Below are 24,922 nucleotides of genomic sequence, written 5' to 3'. Positions count from 1 at the left end.
CCGGCCGGGCTCAGGGCCACGCTCCCGGCGACCGCCGTCCCAGCCTTCTCGCCCTCGTCGAGCAGCTCGGCGGGACTCCCTTCGACGACTCCAGAGGGCCGAACGTCAAGGACCACGACCACGGGCCGCTCGGCCGCACCCTCGGTCTAGTGTGGGAAAAACCGGGACGCGCGACCTGTGCGCACCCCGCGAGGAGAAGTACGCACCGCGTACCCAGGAAGGGTCTTCATGAACCGTTTGACGGACGCGACGAGCCCCTACCTGCTGCAGCACGCGGACAATCCCGTCGACTGGTTCCCCTGGGGGGACGAGGCCTTCGCGGAGGCGCGACGACGGAACGTGCCCCTGCTGATCAGTGTCGGTTACTCGGCGTGTCACTGGTGTCACGTGATGGCTCACGAGTCGTTCGAGGACCCCGGCACGGCCGCGCTGATGAACGAGCACTTCGTCAACGTCAAGGTCGATCGCGAGGAGCGCCCGGACGTCGACGCGGTCTACATGACGGCCACCCAGGCCATGACGGGCCAGGGCGGGTGGCCGATGACCGTCTTCGCCACCCCGGAGGGCCACCCCTTCTACACCGGCACCTACTTTCCCAGGCAGCAGTTCCAGCGGCTGCTGGCCGGAGTGTCGAACGCCTGGAACGGCGACCGGGAGGCGGTGCTCGAACAGAGCTCGAAGATCGTGGAGGCGCTGAACGAGCAGTCGGCGATGCCGTCGGGTCCACTGCCCGCGCCGAGCACGCTCACCCGGGCCGTACAGAGCCTGGCCGAGTCCTTCGACTCGGCCCGCGGCGGCTTCGGCGGAGCGCCCAAGTTCCCGCCGTCGATGGCCCTGGAGTTCCTGCTGCGCTACGGCGCGACCCCCGCCGACGAGGATGCGCGGACGACCGCGAACGCGGCGATGTCCATGGCCGACCGGACGCTGGAGGCCATGGCCAGGGGCGGCATCTACGACCAGCTCGGCGGCGGGTTCGCCCGCTACAGCGTGGACGCGGACTGGGTGGTGCCGCACTTCGAGAAGATGCTCTACGACAACGCCCTGCTCCTGCGGGTCTACACGCACTGGTGGCGTTCCACCGGCTCCGCCCTGGGCAGGCGGGTGGCACTGGAGACCGCCGACTGGCTGCTGGCCGAGATGCGCACCCCCGAGGGGGGCTTCGCCTCCGCCCTGGACGCCGACAGCGAGGGCGTGGAGGGCAGGTTCTACGCCTGGACCCCCCGGGAGCTCCGCGAGGTCCTCGACGAGGAGGACGGCGCCTGGGCGATCGACCTGTTCGAGGTGACGGGGACGTTCGAGCACGGCACCTCGGTGCTCCAGCTCCGCTCCGACCCCACCGACCCCGAGCGGTTCGCCCGGGTGCGCTCCGCGCTGCTGGCCGCGCGGGCCCGCCGGGTGCGGCCCGGGCGCGACGACAAGGTGGTGGCCGCCTGGAACGGCCTGGCCATCGCCGCCCTCGCCGAGACCGGCGCCCTGTTCGACCGGCCGGACCTCGTCGAGGCGGCACGCGAGGCGGCCACCCTGCTCGACGACCTCCACCTGGACGGTGACCGGCTGCTGCGCACCTCCCGCGACGGCCGCGCCGGCACCAACGCGGGGGTACTGGAAGACTACGCCGACCTCGCGGAGGGCCTGCTGGCCCTTTCCGGGGTGACCGGGGAGGTCCGCTGGTTCCGGCGGGCCGAGTCGCTGCTGGAGACCGTCCTGGAGCGGTTCTCCGACGGCTCCGGCGGGTTCTACGACACCGCCGACGACGCCGAGCGGCTCTTCCAGCGCCCGCAGGACCCGACGGACAACGCCACTCCCTCCGGCCGGTTCGCCGCCGCGGGGGCGCTGCTGTCGTACGCGGCGCTGACCGGCTCGTCCCGGCACAGGGCGGCGGCCGAGGCGGCCCTGGGCACGGTCACCGTCCTGGCCGACAGGCACGCCCGGTTCGCCGGGTGGGGCCTCGCGGTGGCACAGGCGGCGGTGACCGGCCCGATCGAGGTCGCGGTCGTGGGGTCGGCCGACGATCCGACGACGGCGGCCCTGCACCGGGCCGCTCTGATGTCACCCCTGCCCGGCCTGGTCCTGGCACTCGGAGAGCCCGGTTCCGGCGAGATCCCGCTCCTGGCCGGCCGGGGCCTGGTGGGAGGCGCGCCCGCGGCCTACGTGTGCCGTGGCTTCACCTGCCGGATGCCCGTCACCACCCCCACGGCCCTGCGAGCCGAGCTGGCGGGCGGGGCGTAGGGTCACTCGCTCCCCACGGGGGCGACGACGCGGCGGCCCAGGCCGTTGAGGTCGAGCTCGTCGCCGCCTCCGTCCTGGCCCTCCGGGCCGTTACCGGGGCCACCCTGCCCGTCGTCGCCCGGAGCCGAGGTCTGGCCGGGGCCGGGGGTCTCCTGGCCGGGACTCGCGCTCTGGCCGGGGCCGAAGGTGCCGGTCTCGTCGGGGGTGGGGCTGGCGGTGCCCTGGTCACCGCCCTGGTCGTCGTACCGGCCGTCGGAGCCGTAGACGTCGTACGGGTTGGAGTAGCCGTAGCTGGACGGCTCCTTGAACTCCTTGACCGGCTTGCCGTCCATCGCCTCCGTCATGAAGGCGCGCCAGATCTGGGCGGGATAGGATCCGCCGTACTGGGCGCTGCCGTTCACGGTCACCGGCTTGTTGTCGTCGCGGAACATGTTCACCGCCGTGGCCAGCTGCGGGGTGAACCCGGCGAACCACACGGCCGCCGACTCGTCCGTGGTGCCGGTCTTGCCCGCCACGGGGCGGTCGTACAGGCGGGCGCCCGAGCCGGTGCCCGCCTCGACGACCTGGGTCAGCGCGTAGGTGGCGTCGATGGCGGCCTGCTCGCTGAAGGCGCGCTTCCCCTTGGTGGAACTCTTCACCACCTTTCCGTCGGCGTCGGTGACCGAGCGGATCACATGGGCCTCGCGGTGGACGCCCTCCGCGGCGAAGGTGGCGAAGCCCGAGGCGTTCTGCACCGCGCTCACCGAGGCCACGCCGAGCGGGAGGGTGGCCGCGGCCCGATGCGGGTCGAGCTGCCCGCTGGGGATTCCGGCGGCCTCGGCGACCTTGACCACCTTGTTCAGGCCGACCTTCTGGGCGAGGTCGACGAAGGCGGTGTTCACCGAGCTCTGGGTCGCCTTGACGAGGTTGACCTGGCCGTAGGAGTAGCCGCCCGAGTTGGGGATGTCGGCGGAGGCGATCCGCAGCGGCGAGTTGCCGTCGACCCTGGTGTCCAGGCCGAAGCCGTTGTTCAGGGCCGCGGCCAGCGTGTACGCCTTGAAGGTCGATCCGGCCTGCACCTTGGCCGAGAACGAGTTGTCGAACTTGTTGGCGGCGTAGTCGCGGCCGCCGTAGAAGGCGAGGACCTCACCGGACGCGGGATCGACGGCGGCCAGCCCGGTGCGGACCTTCCTGGGGGTGTTCTCCGGCAGGACCGAGGTGACGGCGCGCTCGGCGGCGGCCATCAGGTTCTTGTCGAAGGTCGATACGATCTTCAGCCCGCCCTGGTTGATGACCTCGTCGGTGTAGCCCCTGCTCTTGAGCTCGGCCGCCACCTGGTCGAGCATGTAGCCCTCCTGCCCCTTGGGCGCGAAGATCGCCTTGGGCTTTCTGAGGGTGGGGAAGGTCACCTCGGCGGCCTCGGTGGAGGTGACGGCCCCGATGGCCACCATCCCGTCGATCACCGACCTCCAGCGGTCCCTGGCCGCATAGAGGTCCGCGCCCTGCGGGTCGGCGAACCTGGAGGGCTGCTGGATCACCGCGGCGAGGTAGGCGCCCTCGGCGAGGGTCAGCTTGCCCACGTCCTTGCGGAAGTAGGCGTCGGCCGCCGCCTGGACCCCGTCGGCGCCCCGGCCGAAGTAGATCGTGTTGAGGTACTGCTCCAGCACCCAGTCCTTCGACTTCGACTGGTCCACTTTCAGGGAGATCATGATCTCCTTGAGTTTGCGGATTATGGAACGTTCCTGACTGAGGCCGCTGTAGTAGTTGCGGACCATCTGCTGGGTGATCGTGGAGCCGCCCTGGAGCTGCTGCCCGGTGACCGTGGACCACATGGCCCGGAAGGTGCCCTTGAGGGAGATGCCCTGGTCGTCGTAGAACGAGCGGTTCTCCGCGGCGATGACCGCGTTGCGCAGGCCCTGCGGGACCTTGTCGAGGGTCACGCTCTTGCGGTTGACACCCTGCTTGGCCAGCACGGTCTTGCCGTCGCGATAGAAGATCACCGAGCCCTGCGCGGTGGCCCTGGGCTGGGTGCTGTCCGGGATGGGGGTCATCGCCCACACCACCCCGAGCAGGCCGATCACCGAGATGACACCGACGCCGAAGACGATGAGTGTGATCCGCAGGAGCTTCCTCCTGGGACTGCCCGTCCCGCCCTTTAGCACGCGTGACCCCCCGATCGGATCCGTCGCAGACCCCCGACGGCTGCGCGGACCGTTAAGGGTAAACGATGGATAACGGTGTCTGGCCCCTGCTTGGCATGGTACGGCTAGCTCCTCCCCTTGCGCGGGACATCGGCCACCAAAGGCAGAACACGGTATGGCACAGGGGTGTCCAAGGCGATCACCGACGAGGTCCTGACCACGCCCCGGACGTCAACGATCAGGTCAATTACCCGCTGCAGATCGGCATTGCTGCGCGCCACCACGCGGCAGTGCATGTCGTCACCGCCGGTGATCGTGTGCACCTCCAGCACCTCGGGGATGGCCGCGAGTTGCACGGCGACCGGGTCGTGCCCGCTGACCTGGCGGATCTGCAGGGTCACGAACGCGGTCACGTCGTAGCCGAGCGCCGCGGGGGCGATGTCCGGGCCGAACCCGGTGACCACCCCCCGGGCGACCAGCCGGTCGAGGCGTGCCTGCACGGTCCCCCGGGCCACTCCGAGCCGCCGCGAGCACTCCAGCACCCCGAGTCTGGGCTCCGCCGCGAGCAGGGCGATGAGGCGGGCGTCGAGCTGATCGATCGTCATGATGTACAGGCGCTCCGCGATGATCGGCAACCGATTGTGCATATTGTGCACTATTTCAAGTGAGTGTTGCACAAACAGACCAGCAAATCAGAAGGTACTCGCATGAGCGACATCTTTCCGGTGAACGGCATGGACTCCGTGGTTTTCGCGGTGGGCAACGCCAAGCAGGCCGCCCACTACTACTCCAGCGCGTTCGGCATGCGGCTCGTGGCCTATCGGGGCCCGGAGAACGGCAGCCGCGACGAGGTGGCGTACGTCCTCACCTCGGGCGCCGCCAGGTTCGAGTTCCGCGGGGCGGTACGCCCCGGCACCGAGGTCGCCCGCCATGTGGCCGAGCACGGTGACGGCGTGATCGACCTCGCCATCGAGGTCCCCGACGTGGACACGGCCTACGCCCACGCGCTCGCCCAGGGCGCGCGGGGGCTGTCGGAGCCGCAGGTGCTGGAGGACGAGCACGGCAAGGTGGTGGTCGCGGCGATCGCCACCTACGGCGAGACCCGGCACACCCTCGTCGACAGGTCCAACTACAGCGGCGTCTACCTGCCCGGCTACCTCCCTGCGGAACCTCTGGTCGCGGCCCCCGACGTGAAGAACGGCCGCCTGTTCCAGGCCGTCGACCACTGCGTCGGCAACGTGGAACTCGGCAAGATGGACGAGTGGGTGGAGTTCTACAGGCGGGTCATGGGCTTCACCAACATGGCGGAGTTCATCGGCGACGACATCGCCACCGAATACTCGGCGTTGATGTCCAAGGTGGTCGCGGACGGCACCCGCAAGGTGAAGTTCCCGCTCAACGAGCCGGCGATCTCCAAGAAGAAGTCGCAGATCGACGAGTACCTGGAGTTCTACGGTGGCCCCGGCGTGCAGCACATCGCGCTGGCCACCAACGACATCCTCGGCACCGTCGACCGCATGCGCGAGGCCGGGGTCGGCTTCCTGGACACTCCCGCCTCCTACTACGACGACCCGGAGCTGCGGAAGCGCATCGGCGAGGTCCGCGCGCCGATCGAGGAGCTGAAGAAGCGCGGCATCCTGGTCGACCGGGACGAGGACGGCTACCTGCTGCAGATCTTCACCAAGCCGGTGCAGGACCGTCCGACCGTGTTCTTCGAGCTGATCGAGCGGCATGGCTCGCTCGGCTTCGGCAAGGGCAACTTCAAGGCGCTCTTCGAGGCGATCGAGCGTGAGCAGGACCTCAGGGGAAACCTGTGACCCCGGCTCAGAGGTAACCCAAAACCGCCGTTGGCTTTGTGATGGCACTCTTCCGGCAATCACCCGTAAATGGGATCAATACCGCCACCGCCGGATGACCGGGGATCGGACCCGTGGTCCGATCCCGCTCCACCGGGGCCGGGCCACCCGGGTCCCGGCCCCGGTCCACACCACGGCCCCGGCCCGGAACCCGGCCCCGGCCACGGTCCCGGCCCCGGCTACGGTGAGGGGCCGTTCGGCGGTGCCCCCTGGGACGGGGGCATGCGACTGGGCGGACGATGGCGCCGCCTGTTCGCGGGCATCCTCGACCTCGTCATCATCAGCCTCATCTCCACACCGTTCAGCTACCGGACCATCAGCACCGTCACGGGCTCCGAGGGCTTCGTCGCGATAACACCCCGCGCGGAGACCCTCCTGGTGGCGGTGATCGGCTTTCTGTACTACTGGCTGCTGACCGCCTTCTGGAACGGGCAGACGCTCGGCAAGCGTCTCTTCCACCTGCGCGTGGTCGACCTCGGCGGGCGAAGGGCCGACGTCGGGCAGGCCGCGATTCGCGAGCTGGTCCGGTGGGTGATGTACATCACCTGCTGCCTGGGGTGGATAGACCTGGCTTTCATCCTTTTTCAGTCACGCAAGCAGGCCGTGCACGACATCGCGGCCAGAACGCTTGTCATAGACGCCTGATCGACGCAGGTCAGTCGCGTAGTGTGCCATGCACGAGCTCGGCTCAGCGGGCCGGGGAAGGGGTGTTAGGGGTATGGCGTCCAAACGGCTGGCCACCACGGCGACCGCCGCTCTGCTCAGCACGCTCGGCACCATCGGCACGGTCGCCTGTGCCGCGTCGAGCGGGGAGAGCGCCCCGGCGGCGGGCTCGACCGTCAACTCGACGGTGAACTCGACGCTGTCGGGCCCCTCCGCCTCCCCCCTGTCCAGCTCCGCCGCCGACACCAGGGCCAGGCCCGGTGCCCCCGGGATCGGCGACTCCGACTTCCCCACCGACGGCAACGGCGGCTACGACGTCGACCACTACCTGCTCAAGCTGGGCTACACCCCGTCCGCCAAGCACCTGGCCGGGACGGCCAGGATCGAGGCCCGGGCCACCCAGCACCTGGCGAGCTTCAACCTCGACCTCTCAGGCTTCACGGTCAGCCGGGTCACCGTGGACGGCAGGCCCGCGAGATTCGATCGGGCCGGAAGCGAGCTCACCGTCACCCCCGCCGAGTCCATCCCGAACGACGCGACGTTCGCCGTCGACGTCACGTACGCCGGAGAGCCCAAACCTGTCCGGAACTCCTCCAATCTGGGCACGTACGGCTTCATCCCGACCCAGGACGGCGCGTTCGTCACGGGCCAGCCCAACGGCGCCAAGACCTGGTTCCCCAGCAACGACCACCCCGCCGACAAGGCGCGCTACGACTTCGAGCTCACCGTGCCCGCGGGGCTGACGGCGCTGGCCAACGGCGAGCTCGTCGGCGAGCCGAAGACCGCCGGGGGCAGGACGACCTTCCGGTGGCGGGAGAGCCACCCGATGGCCAGTTACCTGGCCACCATGACGCTGGGCAGGTTCGAGGTGCTCCAGGGCAAGACCCCCGGGGGCCTGAAGAACCTGGCGGCCGTCGACCCGATCTTCCGTGGTTCGCTGCGGAGGCTGTACGACGTGTCGGGCAAGGTCACCGACTACTGGAGCACGCTCTTCGGCCCCTACCCCTTCTCCTCCACCGGGGGCGTGGTCGACGACTTCCCCGCGGGCTACGCGCTGGAGAACCAGACCAAGCCCATGTACGGCGGGTTCGCCCCCGACGAGGACATCATCGCCCACGAGCTGGCCCACCAGTGGTTCGGCGACAGCCTCAGCATCAAGCGGTGGAAGGACCTGTGGCTCAACGAGGGCTTCGCGACCTACGCCGAGTGGCTCTGGTCGGAGCACGAGGGCCGGGCCACCACCGAGCAGCTCTTCCGCAGGCACTACGCCGCCGCCGTCGGCGACCCCATCTGGAGCTACGCCCCCGGCCGGGCCAGGCCGGAGGACCTGTTCAACAATTCCGTCTACACCCGGGGTGGTATGACGCTGCACGCGCTCAGGCAGCGGATCGGCGACCAGGCGTTCTTCAAGCTCCTGAAGCAGTGGGTCGCCACGCACAAGTACGGGAGTGTCACGACCCCGGAATTCATCGCGATGGCCGAGAAGATCTCCGGCAAGAACCTCGAAGCCCTCTTCGACGCCTGGCTGTTCACCGCCGAGAAGCCGTCCACCTGGTGACGCGGGCCCGATGCGGCGAGGAGCCGGGCGCCCGGTGACGGCTCAGGTACAGACGATCTTGTACCCGTCCGTCCGCAGGGAGCCCAGCACCTCCGCGGAGTGCGCCGGCCCCCTGGTCTCCAGTTGGAGCTGGACCTCGACCTCGCCGGGGTGCATGCCCAGCCGCTCGTGCACGACGTCGAGCACGTTGGCGCCGAGTTCCGCCAGCCTGGCCAGCAACCTCGCCAACGCACCCGGCCTGTCGGAGAGCGGCACCCGCATGGTGAGATAGCGCCCCGCCGCGGCCAGGCCGTGCCGGAGGACCTTGGCCAGCAGCAGCGGGTCGACGTTGCCCCCGGAGAGCACCGCCACCACGGGCGGCTCGAAGACCCGCGGGTGGGCCAGGATCGCGGCCACCCCGGCCACGCCCGCCGGCTCGACGACCTGCTTGGCCCGTTCGAGGCAGAGCACCAGCGCCTGGGAGATCTGGCTCTCGGTGACGGTGACGACGTTGTCGACCAGGTAGTGGATCAGCTCGAAGGGCAGCTCGCCCGGGCGGCCCACGGCGATGCCGTCGGCCATCGTCGAGGCGGGCCGGACCTCGACCGGATGCCCGGCGGCCAGCGACGCCGGGTAGGCGGCGGCCCGCTCGGCCTGGACCCCGACGATCCGCACGCCCGGCCTCAGCGACTTGGCCGCCAGCGCGACCCCGGCGGCCAGCCCGCCGCCGCCCAGTGACATCACGATCGTGCCGACCTCGGGAAGCTGCTCCACGATCTCCAGCCCGATCGTGCCCTGCCCGGCGATGACGTCGGGGTGGTCGAAGGGATGGATGAACACCGCTCCGGTCCGCTCGGCATGCTCCCCCGCCCGCTCCAGCGCGACGTCCACGGTGTCGCCCGCGAAGATCACCTCGGCGCCGTACGAGCGGGTGGCGGCCACCTTGGGCAGCGGCGCCCCCTGCGGCATGTAGACCGTCGAGGAGGTCCCGACCAGTCCGGAGGCGAGCGCCACACCCTGCGCGTGGTTGCCCGCACTGGCCGCGACCACCCCTCGCCGCCGCTCGCTCTCGGTCAGCCCGGCGATCCTGACGTACGCCCCCCGGATCTTGAAGGAACCCGAGCGCTGCAGGTGCTCGCACTTGAGGTGGACGGGCCCGCCGACGATGCCCGACAGCACGTGTGAGTGGAGCAGCGGGGTGCGCAGAGCGACGTCGGCCAGCGACTCGCGCGCGGCGACCACGTCCTCGTAGGTCACCCGAGACTCCGACATGCGGGCCATCGTACGGCGCGCGCTCGCGCTTTCGCACCGGACCTGGCGGGAGCGCTCGCCGGACGGGGCGACCACCACCCGCGATCGCCCCCAGTCGCTTACAAGGACTTCACAAGACGGTGCGGGCAGACTCGGGCGGAGACGGGATCGGCATCGGTTCCTGGACAACACGGAGCGCAAGATGTACGCGGTGGCCTGCACCGGGGAGCAAGGTGTCCTGAGATGACGGACGGGCGATTCACGGAGGAGGAGTACGTCGAATGGGCGAGGCGGTGGCTCGGCGACCGCCCGATCCCCGGTGAGCTGCTGCGGATGGTCGCCATCCAGGCCTCCCGGCCCCTCCACGCGGGCCCGGACGCCGACCCGCTGCACGAGCTGGAGATCACCGTGCTGGGGCCGGGAAGCACCCACCCGGTGTTCGACGACGCCGCCAACCGGGAGATCGGCGGATCGTGGTCGGAGGTACTGAGCCACCTGTTCCCCGTCGTGGAGACGTTCAACTCGCCCTCGCTCGGCGACGGCGTGTACGGATACTGGCTGCACCCGGACGAGCGGGCGGAGCGGCCGCCGATCGTCGCGATCGACAGCGAGGGAACCTTCTTCGCGCCGAGGGGCAGCACCCTCCTTGAGGCGTTGCTCAACGATTCCGGCGTCGACGGCCCGGCGTTCGGGCACCTGGCGGACCGGTTCGCCGCCGTCGGCCTGCCGATCTCCCCGCGCAGCCGTGCCGAGATCCCCGAGTCCGGCATCGTCATGGACCCCGAGGCGCTGGAGAAGATCGTGGACGCCGAACACCGAGCGGCCCACACCGCGAGCAGGGCCCTCGCCTCACGATGACCGTCCAGTCCGGACGGCGGGGTCGACCGTATCTCGGCCCGCCCAGGATCGGCTGATCTCAGGGCTGGCCGGCCGGCGGCCGGGCGGAGAAGACCAGGACCGAGGCGGTGAAGCCGTGGACGTGGTTGTGGCCGCCCACCGGGCCCACCTCTCCCGCGGCGAAGAATCCGGCCACCCCGATGGGGCCCAGGGTGTCGCGGACGGCGACGGCGTCGTGGTCGGCGCTGCCGAACATGGCCGAGCCCCGGCCGTTGCAGGAGAACAGCAGGGCGCCGTCCACCCGGCCGAACGTCTCTCGGTGGGCGTCGAGCAGCTCGTACAGGTCCTCGTCGGCGGTGGCGGCGTCGCGGACCTGGAACCGGACGGTACGCCCGATCTCGACGACGTCGCCGATGGCCACCGCCTCGCGTTCGGGGTCGATGCCGAGCACGCCCCTGATCAGGAAGTCGCCGCGCTCGTGCCGTTCCGCGTACTCGTCCATGGCGATGCCGATCTGCAGCCCCGAGGCGACCAGGTCGCGGTCGTCCTCGTCCAGGGCGCTGACGATCTCCTCCAACCGGGCCAGAGCGGGCTGCCCCGCGAGTTCGAGCAGCAGGTTGTCCTCGACGGAGGTGACGGCCATCGTCGGGCCGATCGGGCGGCAGCCCTGGCTGACCACGGTGCTGACGTTGAGGTCACCGCTGAGCAGCACCCCGACTGCCCCCTCGGTGTAGATCCTCCCGTCGGCGAACAGCCGCACCGCGCCGCGGCCCTGGATCGCGTTGGCCAGGCCGCCGATCAGCGGAAGGTCTCCCATGACCTCCTCCGAGCGCTCGACGAAACCGTCGGTGGGGAAGGTGTAGGGGTCGGCGAGCAGGATGGCGGCGTGATCGTCGGGGCCGCAGTCGGGCAGGCCGACCACGACGAAGCGGTCGTCGGTCCGCAGCGTGTCGAGCGCGAAGGTCGTCAGCCTGGCCCCATCGAGGGTGGCGGCCCAGGCACTGACCGCCGGGGTGACCTCCACCCCCTGCCCGTCACCGATGACCCCGGTGGCGCTGCAGCCAAGGACGGCGGCGCCCGGTGCCATGCTCATCGCACGCAGTCCGGCGCGGGAGACGTCGTCGGGATCGTCCCCGCAGATGAAAAAGCAGAGCAGGTCAGCGGGTCCGGACAGGCCGGACAGAGCTTGGCGCACCGCGGTCTCGGCTGCGGCGACCAGATCGGACCCCACCGCGAGGCCATCGGCGAAACGGCTCGTCATCAGCGCCACTCGTCTCGCCTCTCCCTCTTGTCTGACGGCTCGCCCGGGAGTGACCGTGGTCTCGCCCGAAGCTCGCCGTGAAGTTCGTGAATGCCGGAACCGTCCGACGTCCCCCCGAGGCCGTCCTGACGCTTGATCCTGAAGTCATCCGGTGTCTTGTCTTGGAGCGATTCTCCCCACTGCCGACACAAGCACTCGTGTCGAGCCCCACACAATAGTCAAGATCCGAAAGAGGGATGAGAGTGCCGGATCGGGTGTTGTGGACGTAGGCTCGATCCCGTGCCTCAAATCCCAGAGCCACGTACTCTGCGCGAGCTGCGCGCGAGCGGCCATATTCACCGTACGGTAAAGGCCGAGATCCGTGAGAACCTCCTGGCCCGCCTGCGGGCAGGGGAGTCGCGGTTCCCCGGCATCGTGGGCTTCGACGACACCGTCCTGCCATACCTGGAGCGGGCGCTTCTCGCCGGGCATGACCTGGTCCTGCTCGGTGAGCGTGGCCAGGGCAAGACCCGGCTGATCCGCACCGTGACCGGGCTCCTCGACGAGTGGACCCCCGTCGTCGAGGGCTGCGAGATCAACGACCATCCCTACCGGCCCTCGTGCGTCCGCTGCCGCCGCCTGGCCGACGAGGCGGGTGAGGAACTGCCGATCTCCTGGAAACACCGGGACGAACGGTACGGCGAGAAACTCGCCACCCCGGACACCTCCGTCGGCGACCTGATCGGCGACATCGACCCGATCAAGATCGCTGAGGGACGCACGCTCGGTGACCCGGAGACCGTTCACTACGGCCTGGTGCCCCGGAGCAACCGGGGCGTGTTCTCCGTCAACGAACTGCCCGACCTGGCCGAGCGCATCCAGGTCTCGCTGCTCAACGTGCTGGAGGAGCGCGACATCCAGGTCAGGGGCTACAACCTGCGCCTGCCCCTGGACGTCCTGCTGATCGCCAGCGCCAACCCCGAGGACTACACCAACCGCGGCCGGATCATCACCCCGCTGAAGGACCGTTTCGGCGCCGAGATCCGCACCCACTACCCGCTCTCGATCGAGACCGAGCTGGTGCTGATCCGTCAGGAGGCCGCTCTCGATCAGGTGGGCGCCGACCTGCCCGACCATTTGATCGAGGTGATCGCCCGCTTCACCCGGCTGGTCCGCGAGTCCACCGCCGTGGACGCGCGCTCTGGCGTCTCGGCCCGCTTCTCCATCGCCGCGGCCGAGACCGCGGCCGCCTCGGCCATCCGGCGTGCGGCGCTGACCGGCGAGGACCACGCGGTGGCCAGGGTCGCCGACCTTCCGGGGATCGTGCACACGCTCCGCGGCAAGGTGGAGTTCGAGGTCAGCGAGGAGGGCCGGGAGACCGAGGTGCTCTCGCATCTGCTCCGCAGGGCGGTGGCCGAGACGTTCCGCGGCACGCTCGGCGGCACGGACCTGGCCCCGTTGCTGGACAGGTTCGCGGAGGGCGTCCAGGTCGAGTCGGGGGTGGCGGTCCCGGCGGCCGAGTTGCTGCGCAGGATCGGCCCGGTGCAGGGCCTGGCGAAGATCATGTCCCAGCTCGGCATCGGCGACGAGTCGCCCGGCCACGCCGCCGCCGCGCTGGAATTCGCCCTGGAGGGCCTGTATCTCCTGCGTCGGCTCTCCAAGGACGAGGTGGACGGCACGACGACCTACCGCACCTGAGGTGTCTGGCATGAGCTATCGCTACGGCGAATACCGGGACGGGCCCGACCCGCTCGCCCCTCCGTACGACGTCCGTTCGGCGCTGGATCGGATGGGCGACGCGATCCTGTCCGGTTCCAACCCCGCCCACGCCCTGCGTGACCTGCTCAAGGAGGGCCTGCCGGGCGCGCAGAATCGGCGCGGGCTCGACGATCTGCTCCGCGAGGTGCGGCGCCGGCGCCGGGAGCTGCGCGAGCGCGGACGCCTGGACGGCACGCTGGAGCGGGCCAGGGCGCTGCTGGACAAGGCGATCGGCCAGGAGCGGGCCGAGCTGTTCCCCGACCCCTCGGACGAGGCCAGGCTCCGCGAGGCGGAGCTGGCCGCCCTCCCCGACGACACGGCGAGCGCCATCCGGGAGCTGGGGGACTACCGGTGGCGCTCGGCCGCCGCCAGGCAGACCTTCGAGGAACTGCGCGACCTGCTGCGCGGGGAGGTGCTCGACAGCCAGTTCCGCGGCATGCGGCAGGCCCTGGCCAATCCCGACCCCGCCGCCATGGAGCGGGTCAGGGAGATGATGTCCGACCTGAACGACATGCTCGACCGGGACGCCCGTGGTGAGCACACTCAGGCTGATTTCGATAATTTCATGTCGAAATATGGGGACATGTTTCCGGAGTCGCCGCGGAACCTGGAGGAGCTGGTCGACACCCTCGCCCGGCGGGCCGCGGCCACCCAGCGCCTGCTGGCCTCCCTGACCCCGGCCCAGCGCGAGGAACTGGGCCGGCTGATCGAGCAGACGCTCGCCCAGGCCGGGCTGGACGAGCAGATGCGCCGCCTGGGCGAGTCCCTGTACGCCCGCCGCCCCGACCTCGCCTGGAACACCCCGGAGCGGCTGAGCGGCGACGAGCCGATGGGGATGTCCGACGCGGTGAGCGCGCTGGACGAGCTCGCCGACCTGACCCAGCTGGAGGCCGCGCTCCGCCAGGACTACCCCGGCGCCCGAATGGACGACATCGACGAGGCCGCGATCCGGCGTGCCCTCGGCCGGGCGGCCGTCGACGACCTGCGGGCGCTCAGGCAGGTCGAGCGCGAGCTGGAGCAGCAGGGCTACCTGCTGCGCCGGCGCGGCAAGCTGGAGCTCACCCCGAAGGCCGTCAGGCGCCTGGGCGAGACCGCGCTGCGCCGCGTCTTCGCCTCCCTGGAGAGCGGACGCCGCGGCGACCACGACCAGGTGGACGCCGGTTCGGCCGGTGAGCTCACCGGCTCCTCACGGCCCTGGCGGTTCGGCGACGAGCAGCCGATCGACGTGGTGCGCACGGTGATCAACGGCGTCCGGCGCGGAGGGAGCACCGGCGCGGTGACCCTGTCCGTCGACGACTTCGAGGTGGCCGAGACCGAGCGGCGTACGGCGGCGGCGGTCTGCCTGCTGGTCGACCTGTCCTACTCGATGGCGCTCCGCGGCACCTGGGCGGCCGCCAAGCAGACGGCGATGGCGCTGCAGGCGCTGGTGGCCTCGAAGTTCCCGCAGGACTCGGTGCAGATCATCGGCTTCTCCAACTACGCCCGCGTGCTGCAGCCCGACGAGCTGGCGGGCCTGGAGTGGGACATGGTCCAGGGGACGAACCTGCACCACGCCCTGCTGATCGCCGGGCGCCACCTGGACCGCCACCCCGACTTCGAGCCGGTCGTGCTCGTGGTCACCGACGGTGAGCCCACCGCCCACCTGCGGCGTAACGGCTCGGCGGCCTTCGAGTGGCCGCCCACCCAGGAGACGCTGGAGCTGACGCTCGCCGAGGTCGACAAGATGACCCGGCGCAGGGCGACGCTCAACGTCTTCATGCTCGCCGATGACGAGCGTCTGAAGGATTTCGTGAACGAGGTCGGGCGGCGCAACGGCGGCCGGGTCTTCTCTCCAGGCGCCGACCGCCTGGGAGAGTACGTCGTCAGCGACTTCCTGCGGGCTCGTCGCACGCGCTGACGGCCCCCGGCCCGCCTGAGGGCTCAGAAGTCGGCGTAGCCGTCGAGTGCCAGGTCGAAGCCGTCGTGGTAGTGGCGGTAGGAGCGGTAGCAGGGACGCCACGCCGTGCTGTTGCCGACACCCGCGCGGGCGTCGGCGATCGCGGAGGGGATCCGCCGGGGAGAGAGCAGCAGGCCGCCGCCGAGATAGCGATCCTCGGCGAGGACCGTGGGGGTGCCCGGGTCACCGCTCGCGTAGCGGCCACGGCGCCAGCCGCTCTCCTCGTCCCAGACCAGCGCGTCGCCTCCGGTCAGGCGGACGGTGACGGTGCGCGGGTCGCAGGGTCCCCGCCACCAGCTCTCGACCTGGTCACCCAGGGCTTCGACGACGAGGCCGACATAGTGGGCCGGCTGGTCCCGCCACTCCTCGGTGTACGGCTCAACGTGTTTGACAGCCACGGCTGGCACTCCTTCGTGCCGTCTTATCTCTGTTCGGTGGAAGGCCCGCCCGGCACGACCACGACTTCGCCGCCGGTCTCATCACACGGGAACGGACTCTTTTCGATCCTACTCATCCCCGGGTGTGCTCGAAGCAGGATTCGAAGATCGACCACCTCGCAAACCGTGACCCTTCCGTAACAACGTCTTCGGGGCTGCCGCCGTCTACCTAGTAAAGAAAGTTCACCAATTCAAGGGGGAGGAATGAGTCCGATGCTCGCGGGAACTCTCGTGGCACTGATGCTCATTGTCTGCGTCTGCTTCGAGTTGTGCATGGTCCCGCACGGCCGGGACAGGCACGACACCATCGACGGCGAGTGACATCCCCCCGAATGTCCGACCGGCCCGGTCCGCACGGCCCCCGCGGGACGACCAGGGGGCCGGGACCCGCCCGCCCGCCGCACCGGAACCGTCTTCAAAAGATCACTGCTGGTCGGTGACGTCCGAGCGAGCCGTACCCAGAAGAGATCGACGAAGACTAATGTCTGGCGCATGACAGACCTGCTGCTCTGGCTGCACATCGGCTTTTCGATCTTCGCTCTGGGCCCGGTGACCGCCGCCATGATGTCCACTCCCAGATTCATCCGTGCCAAGAACGTCGACGTCCTGCGCTACCTGCACAAGACCACCCGTATCTACGGCTTCGCCTCCCTGGGGATCTTCCTGTTCGGCCTGTTGCTGGGCCGCGAGTTCCTCGGCAGGCCGTACCTGTCGGTCTCCATGACGCTCTTCATCGTCACCTTGGGACTGCTGTTCATGGTGGCCCGCGACCAGGGCGCCGCCATCCGGGTCCTCTCCAGCGAGAGCCCGGAGGACGACGCCAAGGTTCAGACCGGCCGGATCGCCGCCTTCTCCGGCGTGATCGTGCTGATCTGGATCGTCATCCTGGCACTGATGGTCTGGTTCAACCCGGTCTGAGCGCGCCCGCGCTCCTACCCCAGCGCCTGGGTGAGGTCGGCGAGGAGGTCGTCGACCGACTCGATGCCGACCGACAGGCGGACCAGGTCGCCGGGGACCTCCAGCGGCGAACCCGCCACGGAGGCATGGGTCATCCGGCCGGGGTGCTCGATCAGCGACTCCACACCGCCGAGCGACTCGCCCAGGGTGAACAGCCTGGTCCGGTCGCACACCTCGACCGCCTCGGCCTCCCCTCCGGCCATCCGGAAGGAGACCATGCCGCCGAAGCGCCTCATCTGCTTGGCCGCCACCTCGTGACCGGGGTGCTCGGCCAGGCCCGGATAGAGCACCGAGGTCACCCGCGGATGGGCGAGTAGCAGATCCACCACCCGTTCGGCGTTCTCGCAGTGGCGGTCCATCCGCACCCCGAGCGTCTTGAGACCGCGCAGCGTCAGCCAGGCGTCGAACGGCCCGGCCACCGCGCCCATCGCGTTCTGGTGGTACGCGAGCTCCTCGCCCAGCCCGGCGTCGCGTGCGACGAGCGCGCCGCCGACCACGTCGGAGTGGCCGCCCACGTACTTGGTGGTGGAGTGCACGACCACGTCCGCGCCCAGCGCCAGCGGCTGCTGCAGGTACGGAGAGGCGAAGGTGTTGTCCACCACCAGCAACGCGCCGCAGTCGCGCGCGAGCTGGGCCAAGGCCGCGATGTCCGCGATGCCGAGCAGCGGGTTGGTGGGCGTCTCCACCCAGATGACCCTGGTCTTCTGGGTCACCGCGGCCGCCACCGCCGCCAGGTCGCCCAGCGGCACCGGGTCGTAGTGCAGCCCCCAGCGCTCGTGCACCTTGGCGAACAGGCGGTAGGTGCCCCCGTAGGCGTCGTTCGGGATGATGACATGGTCGCCCGGCTTGCAGATCGTGCGGAGCACCGTGTCCTCGGCCGCCAGGCCCGAGGCGAAGGCCAGGCCGCGGCTGCCGCCCTCGACCGCGGCCATGGCCTCTTCCAGCGCCGTCCTGGTCGGGTTGGCCGACCGGCTGTACTCATATCCGGCGCGCAGACCACCAACGCCGTCCTGCTTGTAGGTGGACACCGCGTAGATCGGCGGAACCACCGCCCCGGTGTAGGGGTCGGGTTCCTGACCTGCGTGGATGGCCAGCGTCTCGAATCCTTGGTTCATGGGGTCAACGCTACTCGCAACATCGGCGCCCTCAGAGCACGCAAACCGCTCCCGCCACCCCTCGACGCACCCCCGCTAGGGAGCACGCAGACCACTCGCCCCACTCCCTCGGCGCACCCACCCGCCAAGGGGCACGTACAACCGCTCCGCACCGCCTTCCTCGGCTCCCTCTGCGCGCTCCCCGGTGATCCGCGAGAGCAGGACCGGGTCGGCGAGCGTCAGGGCGACGCCGACCAGCAGGCCGGCGACCGGCAGCAGAATTCCGATGACAGTCATTTCCCTCTCCCCCTTCGACATGTCAAGCATCGGTGCGGCCGCCCTGGCACCGCCTCCGCTGAAGGACCGGTTCGAACCGGGACGGCTCAGCCGAACGGCCGATATGCCACCTCCCCCTTCAGGTTTAGGCTCTGGGACCGTGGGGGAAACGAACCGGCTCGTCTACTGGGTCAAACGGCTCAGCGAGATCGCGTTGATCGGCTGGCTCCTCCTGCTCCTGCTGCTCGACGTTCTGATCGTGACGAGCTCGCACGGGGAGGCGATGTGGCCGGTTCTGCTGTGCGGCGTGCTGGGCGTCGCGGCGGTGCTGTGGCGCCGCCGCCTGCGGGTCGGCGGGTTCGTCGCCCTGCTGACGGTGTCCTTCCTGTGCAGCCTGGCCGTCGGCATCACCGAGGGTAACGGCGGACCCGGCCTGGCCGAGATCGGAACGCTGCTGGTCCTCACCGTCGGCGGGCTGCGGGCGATCGAGCCGGTGCGGCGGGCCGCGCTGTTCGCGCTGGCGGCGATGGTCGTGCTGGAGGCGTCCTGCGTACGCCTGAACGAGACGACCGCCAGCCTGGTCACCGGCTTCCTGCTCTTCGTGAGCTGGTCGTTGGCCGCCGGTGTCGGCGCCTACCTCCGCTTTCAGCAGGAGCGCCGCAGGGAGGCCGTGGAGTCGGTGCGGCGGGCCGAGCGCCTGGAGTTGGCCAGGGAACTGCACGACCTGGTCGCCCACCACATCACCGGGATCGTGGTGCAGGCGCAGGCCGCCAAGATCGTCGCCGAGCGGAAACCGGAGGCCGTGATCCCCTCCCTGGAGGCGATCGCCGGTGCCGGGGCCGACGCGCTGACCTCGATGCGCCGCCTGGTCAGCGTGCTCCGCGCGCAGGACGAGGCCGCCCGGTCACCGGGCAGCACGCTCATGGACATGCGCACGATGGTCGAGCGTTTCTCCGCCGCCGGCCCCCAGGTCGCCTTCGACATCGGTCAGGGCATCACCGACGGCACCTTGGCCCCGGAGGTGATGACCACCCTCCACCGGGTCCTCCAGGAGTCGCTGACCAACGTCCGCCGGCATGCTCCCGGCACCGGCTGGGTCGAGGCGGACCTGAGACTGACCGACGGCTCCGACCTGCGCGCCTGGGCCGAGAGCGAGCGCGCGGGGAAGGGCTGGGAGCCGGGGAGCCGGGAGAACGCGGCCGGGGACGCCGTGCGGCTGCGGGTGCGCAACTACGGCTCGGTGTCCGATGCCAGGATCTCCCACCTCGGCGGCGGCTTCGGCCTGGTGGGCATGGTCGAGCGCGTCGAGGCGCTCGGCGGCAGGCTCATGGCCGGGCCCACCCGTTCCGGCGCCTGGGAGGTGACGGCCGAGTTCCCCCTCTGATCCGCAGGGACGGCCCGAATACCGGCCTGGGTCTCCCGGCCGGCATTCGGGTGGTCTCAGCGGTCGGCGAGCTCAGTGGTTGGCGAGGAAGGCCAGCAGGTCCTGGCGGGTGAGCAGCCCGACGGGCTTGCCGTTGTCGAGGACGACCGCGGCGTCGGCCTTCTCCAGCGCATCGACGGCGATGGAGACCGGCTCCCCCGCGCCGATCGTAGGCAGCGGCTGCGACATGTGGGCCGCCAGCGGGTCGGTCGGCCGCACCCGGCCGCGGTAAAGGGCGTCCAGCAGGTCTCGCTCCAGGATCGAGCCGACCACTTCGGCGGCCATGACCGGCGGCTCCTCCTTCATCACCGGAAGCTGCGACACGCCGTACTCGCGCATGATCGAGATGGCCGTGTCGACCGACTCGTACGGATGGGTGTGCACGAACTCCGGCATACCGGAGTTCTTCCGGGTCAGCACGTCCTTGACCAGGCCCTCGTCGCTGTAGGTGGTCAGGAAGCCGTAGTCGGCCATCCACTCGTCGTTGAAGATCTTCGAAAGGTAGCCGCGGCCACCGTCGGGCAGCAGCACCACGACCACGTCGTCCGGGCCGGCCTGCGAGGCCACCCGCAGCGCCGCCACCGTCGCCATCCCGCAGGAGCCGCCCACCAGGAGCGCCTCCTCGCGGGCCAGGCGGCGGGTCATGCCGAAGGAGTCCTTGTCGGAGACCGCGATGATCTCGTCGCAGATCGTGGTGTCGTAGGTGGCCGGCCAGATGTCCTCGCCGACGCCCTCCACCAGGTACGGCCGCCCGGTGCCGCCGGAGTAGACCGAACCCTCCGGATCGGCACCGATGATCTTAACCCGGCCGCCGGAGACCTCCTTGAGGTAGCGGCCGGTGCCGCTGATCGTGCCACCGGTGCCGACGCCCGCCACGAAGTGGGTGATCCGGCCCTCGGTCTGCTCCCAGATCTCCGGGCCCGTGGAGTGGTAGTGACTCTCCGGGTTGTTCGGGTTGGAGTACTGGTCCGGCTTCCAGGCGTTCGGCGTCTCCTTGGCCAGCCGGTCGGAGACGGAGTAGTAGGAGTCGGGGTGATCGGGAGAGACCGCCGTCGGGCAGACCACGACCTCGGCACCGTAGGCGCGCAACACCGCGATCTTGTCCTGGGCCACCTTGTCCGGCACCACGAACAGGCACTTGTAACCCCGCTGCTGCGCCACGATGGCCAGGCCGATTCCGGTGTTGCCCGAGGTGGGCTCCACGATCGTGCCCCCCGGCCGCAACTCGCCCGACTTCTCGGCGGCGTCGATCATCCGCACCGCGATGCGGTCCTTCACCGAACCGCCTGGGTTGAAATACTCCACCTTCGCCAGCACCTGGGCGGAAACACCCTCCGTCACCTTCTGCAGCCGGACGAGAGGGGTGTTGCCCATCAGTTCGACGAGCGAGTCATGTACGCGCACCGGGATATCACCTCGAAATACCAAAGCTCTGTCAGCTTGTTGTGTTGATCGCCGTGATCCCATGGGGGTGGCGGGACCTCGACCATGTTTCAAAGGCAACGCTACCGCCCCGTACGGAGGGAGCAACGTCACGTGATCTGGACACCCGGGACGGCGCGAGCCGCCCGTCGCATCGCCGCGGCGGCCGCGCTGGGAGGGGGAGGCGTCACCGTGCTCGGTGCGGCGACCTACGGGCTGCTGCTGGCCGAGGCGATGGTGGCCCGCCGTGCGGTCGGCCGGCCGCACGGCATGGACGGACCGCCTTCTGACGGCGTGTACGGGGCCTTCGGCGGCGAGCCGATCCGGATGGCCATGCTCGGCGACTCCACCTCCGTCGGCCTGGGCACCACGAACCCCGCGGAGACACCCGCCGTGCTGATCGCCAACGGGCTGGCCGTGATCGCCGAGCGGCCGGTACGGCTGACCGTGGTGGGCAGGTCGGGGGCGACCTCCGCGGAGCTGGGCGACCAGGTCGACGAGGCGCTCAAGGCCCGGCCCGAGATCGCGGTCGTTTTCATCGGCGCCAACGACGTCACCTCGCAGGCCGTACCGGCCCAGGCCGTACGGCACCTGCAGAAAGCGGTCCGGAGGCTGCGGGAGGCGGGGGCCGAGGTGGTCGTGGGCACCTGTCCCGACCTCGGCACGGTCAGGCCGATCGCGCAGCCGCTGCGCTGGATGACCAGGCGATGGAGCCGCCAACTGGCCGCCGCGCAGACCGTCGCCGTGGTCGAGGCGGGCGGGCGGACCGTGGCCTTCGCGGACCTGCTGGGGCCGGAGTTCGACATGAACCCGGCGGAGATGTTCGGCCTTGATCGTTATCACCCATCTAGCCAAGGCTATCTCCAGACAGCTTACGCAGTGCTACCTTCCGTATGCAGTGCGTTGGAGTTGTGGCCCGAACCTCGCGTCCAGCGTGCTGAGTCGATCTACCTCGCGGCGGCCAAGGCCGCGGAGGAGCCCGGCGCCGAGGTCTCCGCGACCCGTGTCGCCGGTCGAGCGACCGGACCCCAGGGACGATGGGTGACCTTGCTCGGCCGGAGGCCCGGAAAGCGACCCGACCGCGCCTGAACACGGTCACCCTCCGCCGCGAAGCCGTAACGCCTCGCCCGCATTGGAGTGGAATACCCGTGATCCGGCCCCTCGCGAAACCGGCCCTGGTGCTCGCCGGAGCTCTGACCCTGGGCGGCTGCTCCGGCAGTGAAGCGGCCACCCCCGACCATCCCACCTGGCACAACACCGAGGTGAACGTGGTCAGCCGCACCACCGTCGCCGATGGCGTCGCCATGGCGACCTCCATGAAGCCGGACGGCACGCTTGAGGCGGTGGCCGTGGACCTCGCCACCGGCAGGAAACTGTGGTCCCACCCCTCGACCATGGCCGGCCGCCTGCCGGGGATGGGGGTGCCCGCTCCCGCGATCGTCGAGACCGCCACCGGGCAGACCGTCGCGGTGACGGTCGACCCCGCCAGGCGGGGGCGCTGGAAGGCCACGCTCGTCGGCCTCGACGCCAGAACCGGAACTCGCAGGTGGAGCCGCCCGGTGCACTCCACCTTCGGCCCCCAGCGGTGCGGAACCTTCGTGTGCGTGTCCGAGCACACCGCGCTCGCGAGCGCCCGCGTCGTCGTGCTCGATCCGGTCACCGGCAGAATCGTGCGGAAGCTCCCCGGCATCGCCGAGGTCGAGTGGTCCGACACCTCCCGCGTGGTCTTCCTCCGCCTCGCCCGCCATCCCGTCCTGGAGTCGCACGACCTGAGGACCGGCAAGGTCATCTGGCGGGCCCCCGTCGAGCAGGCCCTCGGCTCCGGGGTCGACCTGTCGGGCGGCTGGTCCTTCGGCGCGACGACGGGAAACCTCGTCGGGTACGTCGCCCCCTACACCAACCCGAAGACGAGCAAGGTCTCCGCCTTCGGCCTGTTCTCCGTCAAGCTCGCCGACGGCACCGTCAACTGGATGCGCCCGTCGGTGGTCCGCGTCTATCCCAGCGGCAGCCCCGGCTTCGCACCGGTGGTCCGCCCGGTCGACCAGGAGGGCCAGTACGGCGGGTTCGCCCGACTGGAGGCCGACAGCGGCCGGGTGCTCGGCCAGATCTCCGCCGAGCAGGTTCCCGAGTCCGGTTGGTGGCTTGCCTTCCCGACCCGGATGGAGAAGGTCGGTTTCCTGCGACACGACAAGCCGGGCAACGCGTTCGACCTTGCCACCGGCCGCAACGCCGACGTCAAGGACGAGCACGGCTGGTCCTTCTGCGTGACCGATCCCAAACCGCTCGCGCTCAAGGGCCAGAACTCCGGGTTCTACTCGGTGGCCTCGCTGTGCGAGTTCAGGCTGGCCGACGGCAAGCGGGTGTCCGGCCCGGGCGTCCCGCCCGCCTGGTTCACCGGCAGCCAGAACGGCTGGCGGATGTGGCGCGACGAGAAGGGCGGCCTCCACGGGATCAAGGACGGCGACGGCACCTCACCCGGCATGTACGGCTGACATCCGCGGCCCGCGAGGGGCGGTCGACCCGCGACAGGGCCCCGTCTCCGGGCGGGACCCTGTGCATCCAGTACAAAGTTCTGTTTCAATGCCGCCCTGGGCGTGGCTTTGGGCATACCGCGCGGTACGCTCCGCTGGAGGAGCAGATACGAACCCAGGAGAGCCACATGCCCGAGGCAGTCATCGTCGCGACCGCGCGCTCGCCCATCGGACGCGCCTTCAAGGGGTCCCTCAAGGAGATCCGCCCCGATGACCTGACAGCACAGATCATCCAGGCCGCGCTTGCCAAGGTCCCCCAACTCGACCCGACCACGATCGACGACCTCATGCTGGGCTGTGGCCTGCCGGGCGGCGAGCAAGGCTTCAACATCGGCCGCGTGGTCGCCACCCTGCTCGGCCTGGACGGCGTGCCGGGCACCACCGTGACCCGCTACTGCTCGTCCTCCCTGCAGACCACCCGGATGGCACTGCACGCGATCAGGGCGGGCGAGGGCGACGTGTTCGTCTCGGCGGGCGTGGAGTGCGTCTCCCGCTTCGCCAAGGGCAACTCGGACTCGCTGCCCGACACGCAGAACGCGCTGTTCGACGATGCCCGCACCCGTTCGGCCAGGGCCGCCGAGGGCGGCGGCGAGGTCTGGCACGACCCGCGCGAGGACGGTCTGCTGCCCGACATCTACGTGGCGATGGGCCAGACCGCGGAGAACCTCGCCGGGCTGAAGGGCGTCTCCCGGCAGGAGCAGGACGAGTTCGGCGTCCGGTCCCAGAACCTGGCGGAGAAGGCCATCGCCAACGGCTTCTGGGAGAAGGACATCACCCCGGTGACCCTGCCCGACGGAACCGTGGTGAGCAAGGACGACGGCCCCCGCGCCGGCACCACCTACGAGGCCGTCTCGACCCTCAAGCCGGTCTTCCGGCCCGACGGCACGGTCACCGCGGGCAACTGCTGCGCGCTGAACGACGGCGCCGCCGCGGTGATCGTGATGAGCGACACCAGGGCAGCCGAGCTCGGCATCACCCCGCTCGCCCGGATCGTCTCCACCGGCGTGACCGGCCTGTCCCCCGAGATCATGGGCCTGGGCCCGGTAGAGGCCTCGAAGCAGGCCCTGGCCAGGGCGGGCATGTCCATCGGCGACGTGGACCTCGTCGAGATCAACGAGGCGTTCGCCGCCCAGGTCATCCCGTCCTACCAGGAACTCGGCATCGACCTCGACAGGCTCAACGTCAACGGCGGCGCCATCGCGGTGGGCCATCCCTTCGGGATGACCGGGGCCCGCATCACCTCCACCCTGATCAACAGCCTCGCCTTCCACGACAGGTCGATCGGGCTGGAGACCATGTGCGTCGGCGGCGGCCAGGGCATGGCCATGGTCCTGGAACGCCTCAGCTGAGGCCGG

Annotated in this window: 20 protein-coding genes; 12 read left to right on the top strand and 8 right to left on the bottom strand. The window is 70.2% G+C overall.

Annotated features, from left to right (window positions below; genetic code table 11):
* Window positions 1-228: 228 nt before the first annotated feature.
* Window positions 229-2,229, top strand: a complete 2,001-nt coding sequence (locus tag ACFQVD_RS37965; protein ID WP_343977760.1) for a thioredoxin domain-containing protein — start codon at window positions 229-231, stop codon at window positions 2,227-2,229.
* A 2-nt stretch (window positions 2,230-2,231) separates the two neighbouring features.
* On the opposite strand, the gene ACFQVD_RS37960 is transcribed toward ACFQVD_RS37965, so the two are convergent.
* Window positions 2,232-4,370 carry a transglycosylase domain-containing protein gene (locus ACFQVD_RS37960; protein ID WP_343977763.1) on the bottom strand — a complete coding sequence of 713 codons (2,139 nt, stop codon included), beginning with the start codon at window positions 4,368-4,370 and terminating at the stop codon, window positions 2,232-2,234.
* Window positions 4,371-4,474: 104 nt separating this feature from the next.
* The gene (locus tag ACFQVD_RS37955; RefSeq protein ID WP_030910940.1) at window positions 4,475-4,954 is read right to left on the bottom strand and encodes an Lrp/AsnC family transcriptional regulator; all 480 of its coding nucleotides are present in this window, start codon (window positions 4,952-4,954) and stop codon (window positions 4,475-4,477) included.
* 102 nt (window positions 4,955-5,056) lie between these two features.
* On the opposite strand from ACFQVD_RS37955, the gene hppD reads away from it, so the two are divergent.
* The 3 genes from hppD (at window position 5,057) to ACFQVD_RS37940 (ending at window position 8,426) form a co-directional block, all read left to right on the top strand.
* Window positions 5,057-6,166 carry a 4-hydroxyphenylpyruvate dioxygenase gene (gene hppD / locus ACFQVD_RS37950; protein ID WP_343977766.1) on the top strand — a complete coding sequence of 370 codons (1,110 nt, stop codon included), beginning with the start codon at window positions 5,057-5,059 and terminating at the stop codon, window positions 6,164-6,166.
* Window positions 6,167-6,427: 261 nt separating this feature from the next.
* On the top strand, window positions 6,428-6,850 hold the full coding sequence (locus tag ACFQVD_RS37945) for an RDD family protein (protein WP_343977769.1): 423 nt from the start codon (window positions 6,428-6,430) through the stop codon (window positions 6,848-6,850).
* Window positions 6,851-6,923: 73 nt separating this feature from the next.
* Entirely contained in the window at window positions 6,924-8,426 is a 1,503-nt protein-coding gene (locus tag ACFQVD_RS37940; protein ID WP_343977772.1) for a M1 family metallopeptidase, read from the top strand.
* A gap of 42 nt (window positions 8,427-8,468) precedes the next feature.
* Here ACFQVD_RS37940 and ilvA read toward each other — a convergent pair whose 3' ends face one another.
* The gene (gene ilvA, locus ACFQVD_RS37935) at window positions 8,469-9,677 is read right to left on the bottom strand and encodes a threonine ammonia-lyase (RefSeq protein WP_343977776.1); all 1,209 of its coding nucleotides are present in this window, start codon (window positions 9,675-9,677) and stop codon (window positions 8,469-8,471) included.
* A 222-nt stretch (window positions 9,678-9,899) separates the two neighbouring features.
* Between ilvA and ACFQVD_RS37930 the strand changes: the two genes are divergently transcribed.
* Window positions 9,900-10,514: a hypothetical protein gene (locus tag ACFQVD_RS37930; RefSeq protein WP_343977779.1), complete on the top strand. Its 615-nt coding sequence runs from the start codon at window positions 9,900-9,902 to the stop codon at window positions 10,512-10,514.
* A gap of 58 nt (window positions 10,515-10,572) precedes the next feature.
* Here ACFQVD_RS37930 and ACFQVD_RS37925 read toward each other — a convergent pair whose 3' ends face one another.
* Window positions 10,573-11,754, bottom strand: coding sequence for an FIST signal transduction protein (locus tag ACFQVD_RS37925; RefSeq protein WP_343977782.1), 1,182 nt, complete (start codon window positions 11,752-11,754; stop codon window positions 10,573-10,575).
* A gap of 279 nt (window positions 11,755-12,033) precedes the next feature.
* Between ACFQVD_RS37925 and ACFQVD_RS37920 the strand changes: the two genes are divergently transcribed.
* The gene (locus tag ACFQVD_RS37920; protein WP_343977785.1) at window positions 12,034-13,431 is read left to right on the top strand and encodes a sigma 54-interacting transcriptional regulator; all 1,398 of its coding nucleotides are present in this window, start codon (window positions 12,034-12,036) and stop codon (window positions 13,429-13,431) included.
* A 10-nt stretch (window positions 13,432-13,441) separates the two neighbouring features.
* Window positions 13,442-15,388 (top strand): vWA domain-containing protein, encoded by a 1,947-nt coding sequence (locus tag ACFQVD_RS37915; RefSeq protein WP_343977788.1) that lies wholly within the window; start codon window positions 13,442-13,444, stop codon window positions 15,386-15,388.
* 23 nt (window positions 15,389-15,411) lie between these two features.
* Here ACFQVD_RS37915 and ACFQVD_RS37910 read toward each other — a convergent pair whose 3' ends face one another.
* Window positions 15,412-15,825 carry a DUF6292 family protein gene (locus ACFQVD_RS37910; protein ID WP_343977791.1) on the bottom strand — a complete coding sequence of 138 codons (414 nt, stop codon included), beginning with the start codon at window positions 15,823-15,825 and terminating at the stop codon, window positions 15,412-15,414.
* Window positions 15,826-16,356: 531 nt separating this feature from the next.
* On the opposite strand from ACFQVD_RS37910, the gene ACFQVD_RS37905 reads away from it, so the two are divergent.
* A complete protein-coding gene (locus ACFQVD_RS37905) occupies window positions 16,357-16,782 on the top strand; it encodes a hypothetical protein (protein WP_343977794.1) in 426 nt (141 codons plus the stop codon).
* Between the two features lie 14 nt (window positions 16,783-16,796).
* On the opposite strand, the gene ACFQVD_RS37900 is transcribed toward ACFQVD_RS37905, so the two are convergent.
* Window positions 16,797-17,936, bottom strand: a complete 1,140-nt coding sequence (locus tag ACFQVD_RS37900) for a cystathionine gamma-synthase (RefSeq protein WP_343977797.1) — start codon at window positions 17,934-17,936, stop codon at window positions 16,797-16,799.
* 75 nt (window positions 17,937-18,011) lie between these two features.
* On the bottom strand, window positions 18,012-18,212 hold the full coding sequence (locus ACFQVD_RS37895) for a hypothetical protein (RefSeq protein ID WP_343977800.1): 201 nt from the start codon (window positions 18,210-18,212) through the stop codon (window positions 18,012-18,014).
* A 139-nt stretch (window positions 18,213-18,351) separates the two neighbouring features.
* Here ACFQVD_RS37895 and ACFQVD_RS37890 point away from each other — a divergent pair, with 139 nt between their 5' ends.
* Complete coding sequence (locus ACFQVD_RS37890) at window positions 18,352-19,575, top strand: sensor histidine kinase (protein WP_343977803.1); 1,224 nt, start codon at window positions 18,352-18,354, stop codon at window positions 19,573-19,575.
* 72 nt (window positions 19,576-19,647) lie between these two features.
* Here ACFQVD_RS37890 and ACFQVD_RS37885 read toward each other — a convergent pair whose 3' ends face one another.
* Entirely contained in the window at window positions 19,648-21,018 is a 1,371-nt protein-coding gene (locus ACFQVD_RS37885; RefSeq protein WP_343977806.1) for a cystathionine beta-synthase, read from the bottom strand.
* Between the two features lie 132 nt (window positions 21,019-21,150).
* On the opposite strand from ACFQVD_RS37885, the gene ACFQVD_RS37880 reads away from it, so the two are divergent.
* The 3 genes from ACFQVD_RS37880 (at window position 21,151) to ACFQVD_RS37870 (ending at window position 24,916) form a co-directional block, all read left to right on the top strand.
* Entirely contained in the window at window positions 21,151-22,125 is a 975-nt protein-coding gene (locus ACFQVD_RS37880) for an SGNH/GDSL hydrolase family protein (protein ID WP_343977809.1), read from the top strand.
* A 59-nt stretch (window positions 22,126-22,184) separates the two neighbouring features.
* Entirely contained in the window at window positions 22,185-23,528 is a 1,344-nt protein-coding gene (locus tag ACFQVD_RS37875; protein ID WP_343977812.1) for an outer membrane protein assembly factor BamB family protein, read from the top strand.
* Window positions 23,529-23,695: 167 nt separating this feature from the next.
* Window positions 23,696-24,916 carry an acetyl-CoA C-acetyltransferase gene (locus ACFQVD_RS37870; protein WP_343977815.1) on the top strand — a complete coding sequence of 407 codons (1,221 nt, stop codon included), beginning with the start codon at window positions 23,696-23,698 and terminating at the stop codon, window positions 24,914-24,916.
* Window positions 24,917-24,922: the final 6 nt, after the last annotated feature.

The sequence above is a fragment of the Streptosporangium amethystogenes subsp. fukuiense genome (assembly GCF_042665875.1).
GTDB classification, from domain to species: Bacteria; Actinomycetota; Actinomycetes; order Streptosporangiales; family Streptosporangiaceae; genus Streptosporangium; species Streptosporangium fukuiense.
The sequence above is the reverse complement of the archived record's forward strand: the minus strand, read 5'-3'. Positions and strand labels throughout refer to the sequence as shown.